The organism is Streptomyces sp. NPDC090499 (assembly GCF_044769305.1).
Lineage (GTDB): Bacteria > Actinomycetota > Actinomycetes > Streptomycetales > Streptomycetaceae > Streptomyces.
The window spans coordinates 575,334-587,542 of sequence record NZ_JBIVXP010000003.1; the positions used below are offsets into that span (position 1 = coordinate 575,334).

9 protein-coding genes and 1 riboswitch are annotated in these 12,209 nt (G+C 71.4%); of the genes, 2 read left to right on the top strand and 7 right to left on the bottom strand.

Annotated features, from left to right (window positions below):
• Positions 1-3 precede the first annotated feature (3 nt).
• The 5 genes from ACIQVL_RS14625 to ACIQVL_RS14645 all read right to left on the bottom strand — a co-directional run bounded on the left by ACIQVL_RS14625 (position 4) and on the right by ACIQVL_RS14645 (position 6,090).
• Positions 4-1,221 (bottom strand): tetratricopeptide repeat protein, encoded by a 1,218-nt coding sequence (locus tag ACIQVL_RS14625; RefSeq protein WP_403433870.1) that lies wholly within the window; start codon positions 1,219-1,221, stop codon positions 4-6.
• Between the two features lie 153 nt (positions 1,222-1,374).
• Positions 1,375-2,262, bottom strand: a complete 888-nt coding sequence (locus tag ACIQVL_RS14630; RefSeq protein ID WP_403433868.1) for an ABC transporter permease — start codon at positions 2,260-2,262, stop codon at positions 1,375-1,377.
• Positions 2,249-3,268: an ATP-binding cassette domain-containing protein gene (locus tag ACIQVL_RS14635; protein WP_403433866.1), complete on the bottom strand. Its 1,020-nt coding sequence runs from the start codon at positions 3,266-3,268 to the stop codon at positions 2,249-2,251. The genes ACIQVL_RS14630 and ACIQVL_RS14635 overlap by 14 nt, the downstream gene beginning before the upstream one ends.
• 56 nt (positions 3,269-3,324) lie before the next feature.
• The gene (locus tag ACIQVL_RS14640) at positions 3,325-4,575 is read right to left on the bottom strand and encodes an outer membrane lipoprotein carrier protein LolA (RefSeq protein ID WP_403475446.1); all 1,251 of its coding nucleotides are present in this window, start codon (positions 4,573-4,575) and stop codon (positions 3,325-3,327) included.
• A gap of 504 nt (positions 4,576-5,079) precedes the next feature.
• Positions 5,080-6,090, bottom strand: coding sequence for a polyprenyl synthetase family protein (locus ACIQVL_RS14645; RefSeq protein ID WP_403433862.1), 1,011 nt, complete (start codon positions 6,088-6,090; stop codon positions 5,080-5,082).
• A gap of 1,289 nt (positions 6,091-7,379) precedes the next feature.
• Positions 7,380-7,576, top strand: a riboswitch (cyclic di-AMP (ydaO/yuaA leader).
• Positions 7,577-7,581: 5 nt separating this feature from the next.
• On the opposite strand from ACIQVL_RS14645, the gene ACIQVL_RS14650 reads away from it, so the two are divergent.
• Positions 7,582-8,070, top strand: coding sequence for a transglycosylase SLT domain-containing protein (locus tag ACIQVL_RS14650; protein WP_403433859.1), 489 nt, complete (start codon positions 7,582-7,584; stop codon positions 8,068-8,070).
• Between the two features lie 13 nt (positions 8,071-8,083).
• Here the strand turns inward: ACIQVL_RS14650 and ACIQVL_RS14655 are convergent, their stop codons facing one another.
• Both ACIQVL_RS14655 and ACIQVL_RS14660 read right to left on the bottom strand, forming a co-directional pair.
• Complete coding sequence (locus tag ACIQVL_RS14655) at positions 8,084-8,890, bottom strand: HAD family hydrolase (protein ID WP_403433856.1); 807 nt, start codon at positions 8,888-8,890, stop codon at positions 8,084-8,086.
• Positions 8,891-9,321: 431 nt separating this feature from the next.
• Positions 9,322-10,566, bottom strand: a complete 1,245-nt coding sequence (locus ACIQVL_RS14660) for an ATP-grasp domain-containing protein (protein WP_403434229.1) — start codon at positions 10,564-10,566, stop codon at positions 9,322-9,324.
• A 277-nt stretch (positions 10,567-10,843) separates the two neighbouring features.
• Here ACIQVL_RS14660 and fahA point away from each other — a divergent pair, with 277 nt between their 5' ends.
• The gene (gene fahA, locus ACIQVL_RS14665) at positions 10,844-12,055 is read left to right on the top strand and encodes a fumarylacetoacetase (RefSeq protein ID WP_403434226.1); all 1,212 of its coding nucleotides are present in this window, start codon (positions 10,844-10,846) and stop codon (positions 12,053-12,055) included.
• Positions 12,056-12,209 lie beyond the last annotated feature (154 nt).

Consider the following 12,209-nt stretch of genomic DNA (forward strand, 5'->3'; position numbering starts at 1 on the left):
TGGTCAGGCGTTCCCTGCCGCGCGGCGGGCGCGTTCCGTGAGGCGGGCCATCCGGGCGCGGGCCGACTCCAGTTCCTCGGCGTCGTCGGCCGCCGGACCGTCCTCGGTGGCGAGCCGCGCCCACAGGTCGATCAGCTCGCGGCCCAGGCGCAGCCCGTGCTCGGGGTCGCGCACCGCGCGCCAGGCGGTCGCCGCGCTCCGCACGTTCCCGTACGCCGCCTCGCCCTCCCCCGCGTGCCGGCGCTGCCGGGCCAGGTCGAGGGAGAGGTGGAAGGCCCGCACCGGGTCGCCCGCCAGGTAGGAGATGTACGCGGTCAGCTCGCCCAGGTGCAGGACCTCCGTGTGGTCGGCACCGAGGACCGCGGCGGCCTCGGCGACGGTGCCCTCCGCGAGCTCGGCCGCCGCTTCGATACGGCCCGTACGGACGGCCTCGTTGATCCGCGCCACCGGCTCGGTGAGCAGCGCGGCTCCTTCCGCCGTCAACGTCACGGGCTCGTCCCCGAGCACCTCCTCGGCGACCGCGTCGAAGCCGCGGGCGGGGGTGGGGGTGGAGCGGGGGTCGGGGTCAGGGTGCCGGTCGGCCGCCGGCTCCTCGGGGGCCGGCGCGGCGGCGGGGGCAGGGGCCGGGGTCAGGGCCGGAGCGGGGGCAGGGGGGCTCATCACGGGCGGCGGGCCGAAGACGCCGGTGGGTGGGCGTACGGTACCGGGCGCGGGCGGCAGGGGCGGAACCACGGCCGACGGCGTGGGCGGGGCCGGTGGGGCGGCGGGCGGCTGGGGTACCGCGTGCAACGCCTGCCGGGGGAACGCCGGGGCCGCGGCCTCCGCCGGTTCCGTCGGACCTGGTTCGGCCAAGGCCGGGTCGGCCGGTGCCGGGTCGGACGGGGTGGATGCCTTCGGCGCGGGCTGTTCGTTCGGCTCGGCGGCCGGTGCGGCCAGTCGTACCGGGTCGCCGGTGAAGCTGCTGGAGCCGTCCAGGTTCACCTGGAGGGGGACGACGTAGCCGATGCGGGTGTCGTGGACGGTGGCGAGGACGGGGCGGCCGCTGGCGAGGGCGAGGCGCTGGAGGTGGTTGAGGACCGCCTGCTGGGGTTCCTCACCGGGGCGCGGGAGCAGCGGTACGCCGTCCACGGAAGCGGCCGCGCCGGCCACCCTGACGTCGACCGGTGCCAGGCGCCCCTCCTGCTGGACTTCCCGCTTCTCCTCGCGGCTGAGTCGGGACATCGGCCCTCATTCCCCCGGCGTCACCATCCGGTCGTACCCAGGTCGTACTCGTGCGTACGATCCAGTGTCTCCGCTCGGCACGACTCGCGCGTCACCACGACGTCACAGCCTCGCACCAGGAAGGGACCTCCGGCGGGGGGCGGGCGGGCCACGCTAGGCGGTGATGTCCCTCGTCGTGAACCGTGCCCAGGCCGCCGATCCGAACACCGCCGTGTACAGGGCCTGCAGCTCCAGGTTCTTGACCAGGTCGTCCCAGTAGACGGGGTCGCGCATCAGGTCGGCGAAGGACAGCCAGTAGTGGGAGAAGAAGTACGGCTGCAGCGCGTGCAGCTGGGGTATCTGGTCGAGGATCTGGACCGTGATGACCAGGCCCACGGTCGTCGCCATCGCCGCGATGCCGCTGTTGGTCAGGGTGGACACGAACAGGCCGAGGGCGGCGACGCCGGCCAGGGACGCGGCGACCACCAGGGCGATCAGCAGGGCGCGGCCGAGGCCGTCGGCGAAGGAGATCCGGGTGCCGGAGATCGTCGTCAGGTCGCCGAGCGGGAAGAAGAGCGCGCCGACGGCGAGCGCGGAGGCCGCCACCACCAGGGTCGCGACCAGGCAGAAGGCCATCGTCGTCGCGTACTTGGCGAGCAGCAGGCGGGTGCGGCCGGCCGGGGCGACCAGGAGATAGCGCAGCGTGCCGGCGTCGGCCTCGCCCGCGACCGCGTCTCCAGCGATCACCCCGACGGCCATCGGCAGGAAGAACGGGAGGGTCGCGGCCAGCGCCGTGAACACCAGGAACAGTCCATTGTTGGTGACCTGGCTGATGAACGCCGGGCCTTCGCCGCCGCCCCGGCCGACCTGCGTGCCGCCCCGCGTCTGGATCCTGACGGCGACCCCGACGAGGACCGGCACCGCCGCCAGCACACCGAGCAGGGCGAGGGTGCGCCAGCGGCGGAACGTGGTGACGAGTTCGCTGCGCAGCAGGCCGAGGCTCCACAGCGGGTTCGGCCGTGCGGCCGCTGTGTCCACGACGGCCAGGTCAGCCCGCGACATCGAAGCCCTCTCCGGTCAGTGCCACGAACGCGTCCTCCAGCGAGGCCCGTTCCACGGTGAAGCCGCGGACCCGGACGCCCGCCGTGACGAGCGCCGCGTTCACCTCGGCGAGATCGCGCTCGGGCGCCTCGCCGGTCACTCGGTCCTCGGCGGCGACGACGTCCGCGACGCCCTGTTCCTTGAGCACTCGGGCCGCCTCCCCCGGGTCCGGGGTGGTCACCACGAGCCGGCCGCGCGCCCCGGCCGCCAGGTCGGTCATCGCGCCCTGGGCGATCAGCCGGCCCTGCGCCATCACGGCCGCGTGCGTGCAGACCTGCTCGATCTCGTCGAGAAGGTGGGAGGAGAGGAACACGGTCGTGCCGTCCCCGGCCAGTTCCCGCACCAGGGAGCGGATCTCCCGCATGCCCTGCGGGTCGAGGCCGTTGGTCGGCTCGTCCAGGACCAGCAGCTTGCGGGGCTGCAGCAGCGCGGCGGCGAGGCCCAGGCGCTGCTTCATGCCGAGGGAGTAGGCCTTCGCCTTCTTCGCGGCGGCGGCTCCGAGACCCACCCGGTCCAGCGCGGCCTCCACGCGGGCGCGGCGGGTGCGCGGGTCGGCTGCCGGGTCGGCGGCGTCGTACCGCAGCAGGTTGTCGCGGCCGGAGAGGAAGCCGTACAGCGCCGGGCCCTCGATGAGGGCGCCGACGTGCGGCAGTACCAGGCGGGAGGCGCGCGGCATCGGGTGGCCCAGGACCTGGGCGGTGCCCGAGGTGGGTGCGATCAGGCCCATCAGCATGCGGATGGTGGTGGTCTTGCCGGAGCCGTTCGGGCCGAGGAAGCCGAAGACGCTGCCCGCGGGGACGGTCAGGTCGAGACCGTCCACGGCGAGCTGTCCGCCGCGGTAGCGCTTGGTGAGGCCACGGGTGTCGATCACACCCGCGGCCACCGGCGCGTCGTCCCCGGGGTCGCCCAGGCCCCCGGGATGCCCGGGGGCCTCCGGCTGACTCTCCGTGGCGGACGGTCGGTCCATCGGCTCCCTCGATTCTTCGTGCGGCAGAGGGTCCCGCCGCACCCGCGCTGCCCCTGCTAGCCCGCGTTGGCAGCCTTCACCAGCGCGGCCTTGTCCACGGCACCGACGTACACCTTGCCGTCGTCCGTCATCAGGGCGTTGATCAGCCGGGTGGAGAAGACGGTGCCCTTGCCGAACTTGCCGGAGACGGGGTCGCCGAGCGAGCCGAGGAAGCCGCTCAGGTCTCCGCCGCCGGACGCGGAGCCGGTGGGCACGCCTCCCTTGCTGCCGGTGTCGAGGACGGCTATGGAGTTCCAGCCCTTGCCGAGGACGTCGAAGCCGGACTTGTCGAGACCCTCGGCGGAGCCGTGGCCGGGGGCCTCGGAGGCCTTGCCGCCCTGGTCCGTCCCGCTGCCCCCAGCCTCCTTGCCGGCCTTGCCCGCCTGGTCGCCCTCGGTGACCTTGGCGCCCTTGGGCGGGGTGAAGTCGAAGGTGGAGGCGGCCGGCTTCGCGAAGCTGACCTGGGTGTAGCCCGCGTCGACGACGGCCGCGCCGCCGCTCGACGGGGTGAGCGTGAACTTCAGCGGCGTACCGGTCTTCGCGTCCACCGCGATGCTGATCGCGCCGACCGTCGTACCGGACTGCTTGGGCTTGATGACGAGCCGGTAGGCGTCCCGGCCGGCCACCTGTGCAGTGCCGTCGACCGTCACCGACGTGGTGTCGTCGACGGACTTGAGGACCTCGTCGGCGAAGTCCTTCGGTGTGGCCGGGGTTTCGTGCTGCTCGGCCTTGCCGGAGTCGGCGGCGGTGGAGTGGTAGACCTCGTTGGACTTGCTGTCGTAGCCCCACACGTCGGTGCCGTTGTGGATGAGGCTGTACTCGGCGCCGCTCTCCAGCACCGACACCTTCTGCTTCTCGGGGCCGTCGGCGGCCACCCGCAGGGTGTGCGTGCCGGAGGCCAGCTCGGTGAGCTTGCTGGTCGGGTCGGCGGACGAGCCGTCGCCGCCGCCCTGCGTCGCCCCGGACATCAGGCTGCTCTCCAGACCGCCGAGGTCGGGCAGGCCGAGGTCGGTGCTGATCTTCACGGTGCCGGACAGCTGCTGCACGTCCGACTTGGCGATCTTGTCGATGAGTTCCTGCGCGGTGATCTTCGGCAGGTCGGGGTCGCCGGAGTCGGCGAGTGCCGGAACCAGGCCGATGGTGGCCGCGGCCACGCCCACCACCGCGACGGGGACGACGTATCGTGCGGCCTTGCGCCGTCGCTCGGCGCGCAACTCGTCGCCGGCCTGCGCGGCCCCCGTGCTGTCGTCGGATTCGTACGGTGCCATGTGTGCCTTACCTCCGTCGTCGGCGGCGGCCGTCCTCGCACGTGTCCCACCCTGAGCCGCCATTCTCACCCGAATCAGTGAGTGGTGGTGATTTCCGTGGCTTCCATCTCACCAAATCGAGGGCAGGTAAGCGTCAGACCACGGAGCCAACTCCGCGTACACCTGCGGTATGACACAAGGGTGGAGGCGCCCTCTCCGACCCGTAGGGGTCGTGCGGCGAAGGCGCCTTCTGTCACGCGCCGTGTCCGTCGCATAACGTGCCGTGCCCGTCTGCCGACGGTCCGTGTCCGGCCGGCTCGCGTGCCGTGCCCGTTGCTCCCGAGATCCGGTACGGGGACGTTGCCGGTGCCCCGTTCGTCGCCCTGGTCGGCGTCGCGCCGGGCGAAGACCCGGAAGCCGCCGTCGCCCTTGCCCTTGGCGCTGTGGCGGATGCGCAGGTCGGTGGGACGGCCGGCGCTTTCGGCGAGCGCGGAGCCCGCGGGGCTCTCCGGAGGGGCTGTCCGGCTATCCGGCCCGGTGCACCACTGCGTCGCACAGCTCCACGAGCGCCGCCTTCGGGTCGCACTCCGGCAGCGGACTCAGTGCGGCCCGCGCTTCCTCCGCGTACCGGACCGCGTCCCGGCGGGCCTGCTCCAGCGCAGGATGCGCCCGCAGCGCCGTCAGGGCTTCCGCGTGCCGTGCGTCGTCCGTGAGGTCGGAGTCCAGCAGCTCGCACAGGGCGATGTCCTCGGCCAGCCCCAGCCGGGCCGCCCGCTCGCGCAGCCGCAGCACCGGAAGCGTGGGCACGCCCTCACGGAGGTCTGTCCCCGGGGTCTTCCCGGACTCGTGGGAGTCGGAGGCGATGTCCAGGACGTCGTCGGCGAGCTGGAAGGCGACACCGAGCCGTTCGCCGTACTGGGTGAGGACGTCGACGACCGTCTCGTCGGCACCGGACAGCATCGCGCCGAAGCGGCAGGAGACGGCGACCAGCGAGCCGGTCTTGCCGCTGAGCACGTCGAGGTAGTGCTCGACCGGGTCGCGGCCGTCCGACGGGCCTGCCGTCTCCAGGATCTGACCGGTCACCAGCCGTTCGAACGCGAGGGCCTGGACCCGGACCGCCTCGGGGCCGAGGTCGGCGAGGATCTGGGAAGCCCGGGCGAAGAGGAAGTCGCCGGTGAGGACCGCCAGCGAATTGCCCCAGCGGGTGTTGGCGCTGTCCACGCCGCGGCGCACGGCGGCCTCGTCCATGACGTCGTCGTGGTACAGCGTGGCCAGGTGGGTGAGCTCGACGACGACGGCCGACGGCACGACCCCGGGCGCGTACGGGTCGCCGAACTGCGCGGCGAGCATCACCAGCAGCGGACGGAACCGCTTGCCCCCGGCCCGTACGAGGTGCTGCGCGGCCTCCGTGATGAACGGGACCTCGCTCTTGGTGGCGTCTAGCAAGCCTTCCTCGACAGCCGTCAATCCGGCCTGGACATCGGCTTCCAGAGCCTGGTCCCGCACGCTCAGCCCGAACGGCCCGACGACGGTCACGAGGGGTCTCCTGTCTGCTGGTGTCTACTGGCGATTACGCGGTTTGTCGATAGGTCGCTGCCATCACTCAAGTCAGCGTATCCGGTCAGGTTTCGATCACCGATAGCGCCCACGGTTACACCCCGGGCGCTATCGGATCACGACCGTTATGTTTTTGATCAGCTGATATGACCTGACATCCACTGACTTAACAGGAAGTGCGGTCAGTTGTCCCGAACCGAGGCACTGGTCGTGTCCCGCACCGGTCACCGCACCGGGTCCGGATCCGGGACGGCATCCCGGGCCCGTCCGGCGGCGGGCCCTCCGCACGGCCGCCGCCCGGAAACGGCCCCGCTCGCCCCGGCCGACGTCGCCACCCGTCCGGGCGCACTCTCCTCCGTCCGCCCGAGCGGACAGGGGCACCCGATGCACGAACGGCGGCATCCCGTATCCATCCATACACCCTTCCTCCACGGGACCTCGCACGACGACCTCCGCATTCCGCCGACCCGCACCCCTCGGTCTGCGCCGCTCGGCATGCACCCTTCGGCCTGCGACTCCTGGATGCGTGCTCCCCCTGACCGTCACCCCGTCGGCCGACGGAACGGCATCCCTATCCGCACACGGTGCCCGCAGCACCTCTGCCGGCCCGCAGGGACAACACACGCCCGGGTTCCCACTCGGGCCGCCGCCATGTCAACGACTGGCACCACAGGGGAGGTTCCGTCCTCACGATGGACACACCCACCGGCGATCCCCGCCCCCCGGCACCCTCCCCGACGTGACGAGAATCACGCGCCCGCACATCGACCCTCGACGCACTCTCCGCGCCCGGACCCACCAACCGGCCGCCTCACCTGCGCCGTTGAGCCCGGCCAGCGGCACGCACCCACCCTCCTCGCCCGACCCGCATCGGCCAGCAGCCCCAGAGGCCATCAATTCGGACTAATCTCTCTAATCATCCATATAAGGACATCGGCGAGTGCAATTCAAACGAATACGAGCCTGGCGGTATTCCGCCGAACCAGGAAAAAGGCGGATTCCACTAGTCCCACATGCCCGATTTGCCGCCATTGCGTATTCGTGAAGTAGGTCACGTGGACCCGGACACGGCAAAGGCTGTTAGGCGACCCTCTCTCCCCTTTCCCTGTGGGCCAGTTGAGGGTTGGCAACCGCAAAGGATCAAGCGCCTCATGCGGCGCAGATCAAGGTCAATCGGCATGTTGTGTGAATCAGGCTCTTGTTTCGGACATGTGCTCTCGCATACGTTCCGGCTCGCCGGGCGGACGCCGAATCCTGCCGCCGCCCGTAGTGACCCATCGACGAGTTCATTCGCATGGCAGGAGCGGGGGACCCAGGTAAGTCGCCGGACCGGGCGACCGACGTCAGAGAACAGACGTCGTTCCGGAACGGCTAGGGGTGAAGTCGTATCGCCTTCGGGCGGTGCGGCCGGGCACTCCCCGGGCCCGAACCCGACAGCTCACCTCGCAGGCGACGGAGAGGAACCTCGCCATGCCTGCAGCCGCTCAGCACCGCCGTCCCCGCCGTAACGACATCGTCCGCCGACTCGCCGTCGTCGGCACCGGCGCCGCCGTCCTCGCCCTCCCGCTCATCGGGGCGACGACCGCGTCCGCCGCCTCCTCCACCACCACGACGGCCTCGACGACCCTCGCCGGGTACCCGAACAACCTCGACGGCTGGATCCGCGAGTCGCTCGCGATCATGGCGGAGAAGAAGATCCCGGGCACCTACAACGGCATCTACCGCAACGTGATGCGGGAGTCCTCCGGCAACCCGCAGGCCATCAACCTCTGGGACTCCAACGCGGCCGCCGGCATCCCCTCCAAGGGCCTGCTCCAGGTGATCGACCCGACGTTCAAGACGTACCACGTGGACGGCACGTCGTTCGACGTCTACGACCCGGTCGCGAACATCACCGCCGCCTGCAACTACGCCGCCGCGCGGTACGGCTCGATCGACAACGTGCACGGCGCGTACTGATCGACGTCCCGCTTCAGTCGAAGAGTCTTTCGAGGACGACGGCGATGCCGTCGTCCTCGTTCGACGTGGTGATCTCGTCCGCCATCGCCCTGAGTTCGGGGTGGGCGTTGGCCATCGCCACCCCGTGGGCCGCCCACTCGAACATCGGGATGTCGTTGGGCATGTCGCCGAAGGCGATGGCCCGCCCGGGGCTCAGCCCCAGCCGGTCGGCGGCCAGCGCGAGCCCGGTCGCCTTGGTCACGCCGCACGGCTGCAGTTCGACGGTGCCCGGCCCCGACATCGTGACCGTAGCCAGCGATCCGACGACCGAGCGGGCGGTCGTGGCCAGTTCGTCGTCGGACAGGGTGTGGTGGCGCAGCAGCACCTTGCTGATGGGCGCGCACCACAGGTCGTCGCGCCGGGCGACGCGCAGCGCGGGCAGTGTGGGATGGGGCATCAGATAGCCCGGCTCGATGAGCGTGAGCCCGTCCACACCGTCCTGGTCGACCGCCGCGTACACCTGGCCGACCTCGGCCTCGATCTTGCCGAGTGCCGTCTCCGCCAGCTCCCGGTCCAGGGTGACCGACCACAGCAGCCGGTCCGCTCCGGCGTCGTACACCTGCGCGCCCTGGCCGCAGACCGCGAGCCCCGCGCAGCCGAGGTCGTCGAGGAGCGGCCGCACTCTCGGGGCGGGACGGCCGGTCACCACGAGGTGCTGGGCTCCGGCCCGGCGAGCCCGCCCGAGCGCGGCCAGGGACCGTTCCGAGAGGGTGTCGTCGCCGCGCAGCAGCGTGCCGTCCAGGTCGGTGGCGATCAGTGAGTACGGGGAGGGTGCGACCATGATCAGAGAATACGGACAGTACGGCTGCGGGACTCACGTGCGTTTCGGCCTCAAGTGGCGCCCGCCGCCTCCGTGATGGGGCTGTTGTCAGTGACGGGCGTTGCGTTTTCCGAGACGCTCGGCAACTGCCGCGAGACCCGGCGGCGATGCGCTGCACGTCGGGGAGGTCCGGCGGCTCGGAATCCGGTTCGACGGGGACGGCGAGGCCGTCGAACCGGACGCCAGGCACGGGCTGTCGGGGCTGCGCTGCGCCGACGCGGGCATACAGCCGGTCCGGGATCCGCACGGCGGCGGCCGGGTCGAGAGGATCCTCGGGCGGCCGCCTCCGGTGGTGGTGTTCGACAGGTTCAGCCCGGGGAGGAGGCGTGGCCCTCGGGACCGGATGGCGGTCCGGCCCCTCGTGGTGCCAGGCGTGGACCGGCGCCGTGGCCCTACTTCGTGGCGTTGCGGGAGCCGCGGCGGTTGGTGCGCCACAGCTGGTAGAGGTGCTTCGCGCCCGGACGCACGAAGCGGGCGAGCATGGTGACGAACGGCAGCGGGTCGTCACCCGCCAGCCAGGCGAGCTCGGTCCCGCTCGGCCGCTTCGGCGCGTGCGGCGTCGTGTAGCCGCTGCGGCGGTAGGCGAGGAGGGCGGGCAGGTCGATGTTCTCCACCACGTAACGGTGGCCGGCGCGCTGTTCCCCCTCCGGCACACGGCGGCCGGTCAGGTCCAGATGCATGGCACGGACGACGTCCACCCCCGACTCGCTCTCGAAGAGCCGGAACTGGGCACCCATCCGCGGATTGAAGTCGAGCAGCTTGTACTGCCCGTCGCGCCGGTCGAAGCGCAGGTCGAGATCGATGATGCCGGTGAAGCCGATCTGCTTGATGAAACGCGCGGCGAGGTCGGCGAGTTCCGGGTTGTCGACGACGTACGCGTTCGCGGTCATGCCGGCGTGCGGCGGCCAGGAGCGGACCTTGACTCCTGTGAACAGAGCGCGCGGTGTGGAGTCGGCGTCGAAGTAGGCGTGCACGATCCAGTCCTCGGCCTCCTCCCTCGGGAGGTACTCCTGGAGGATGACACCCGGATGGGTGCCCCAGTCACGGGCGAGGGCGAGCAGTCCCTCGCGGGTGGCGATCCGCGTCGTCCCGTTGACGGCAGGCTGCTTGCGCCGGACGAATGCCTCACGGTTCTTGGCGACGATCGGGAAGCGGGCCTTCTCCGCGAAGTCGGCGATCTCGTCGTACGAGTCGGGGAAGGCGGCCGCGGGGCTCGGGATGCCGTGTTCCACGCACAGTTCGTGCAGGCCCTGCTTGCTCGCCAGCCGGCGGGGCAGTTCCGGGTCCACGCGCGGGAAGAGGAAGCGGTCACCGAGCGCGTCCTGGTGCTCGGCGATCAGGACGGCGGCCTCCTCGTCGGTGGGGATCAGCACCGTCGGACGGCCGATGCGGCGGCCGATGCGCAGCAGCCCCTCGACGAGATGGTCCGGTTCCTCGGCGCCCGTCGTCGGCCACACGAACGCCCGTTTGAGATAGCGGGACGAAGCCGCCGGCGTGTACGCGTCCTCCGTGATCGCGTACATGGGAACGCCCAGGCGGCCCAGACTGCGAATCGCGCCGACCCCGCCGTGATGCAGCGGATAGTCGCCGAACTTGACGATCAGGCCCGGCACGTCGCGATCCGCCTCGAACGGCACGCTGACGGCATTCCTGGCCACGGGTCCCCCCACGTGTCCCCCTCTACGGACCGGACCCACCCCGTCCGTGTCCCCCAAAGGACGCTAAGCCGGAATTGCCTACTCCGACAAGGCCTATTAGGACATTGCGAACTCTTTAGACACTGTCACGACAGCCAACTCACCCGTAACGTGTGGCGCGACCACATGGAATGCCGCGCAACGCCATAGTGACGTCGCCACATGGCCATCCCCCGCGCGGCACGGATGAGAGTGAGGCAGCCACCCCATGCCCTCCTTGCCCCCCTTCGAGGTCCCCGAGGGTCACCCCTTCGGCCCGAACAACCTTCCGTATGGCGTGTTCTCGACCTCCGAGAGCTCGGAACGGAGGGTCGGCGTCCGCCTCGGCGACCACGTCCTCGACGCCGGCGCCGCGGCCCTCGCCCTCGGCTCCCCCTATGCCTCCCTGCTCGCCCGGCCGACCCTCAACCCGCTGCTGGCCGCCGGCCGCACCGCCTGGTCGGACGTACGGCGCGCCCTGACCGCCTGGGTGACCGTGCCCGCGCACCAGGAGACGCTCGCCCCCCTCCTGCACCCGCTGGCCGAGGTGATCCTGCATCTGCCCTTCGAGGTCGCCGACTACGTCGACTTCTACGCCTCCGAGAACCACGCCCGGAACGCCGGCCGCATCTTCCGCCCGGACGCCGCCGAGCCGCTCACCCCCAACTGGAAGCACCTGCCGATCGGTTACCACGGCCGCGCGGGCACGGTCGTGGTGTCCGGGACGGACGTCGTACGGCCTTCGGGACAGCGGAAGGCACCCTCGGACCCGGCACCGGTGTTCGGCCCGTCGGTACGGCTGGACATCGAGGCCGAGGTCGGCTTCGTCGTCGGCACGCCGTCACCACAGGGCAGCCCGGTGGCCCTGGCCGACTTCAGGGAGCACGTGTTCGGCCTCTGCCTGCTGAACGACTGGTCGGCGCGGGACATCCAGGCCTGGGAGTACGTCCCGCTCGGCCCGTTCCTCGGCAAGTCGTTCGCCACCTCGGTCTCGGCGTGGATCACCCCGCTGGACGCGCTGGAGGAGGCACGGGTCGCCCCGCCGAGGCGGACGCACCCGCTGCTGCCCTACCTCGACGACGCCATGGAGGAGCCCGCCGGCTACGACCTGCGGATCTCGATCGCGATCAACGGGCAGACGGTGTCCGAGCCGCCGTTCTCCACCATGTACTGGACCGCCGCCCAGCAACTCGCCCACCTGACGGTCAACGGCGCCTCCCTGCGCACCGGCGACCTGTACGGCTCGGGCACGGTGAGCGGCGCGGAGCCCGGGCAACGCGGGTCGCTGCTGGAGCTGACCTGGAACGGAAGCGACCCGCTCGAACTCCCGGACGGAAAGCGGACGTACCTGGAGGACGGCGACGTGGTGACGATGTCGGGCTGGGCTCCGGGGCCGGGCGGCAGCCGGGTGGGACTCGGCGAGGTCAGCGGGCGGGTCGTCGCGGGGTGAGGACGACGCCGGGCCGCTGAACGGAAGGGGGGTGCCCGGATCGTCGTCGACACCTGACTCGGGGCACCCGGCACCGTCATACTGACGGGACACGCACCATGCGATGCGCCCGCACGCGCACCATGCGAGGCGTCGGCACGCGTACCACGTGACG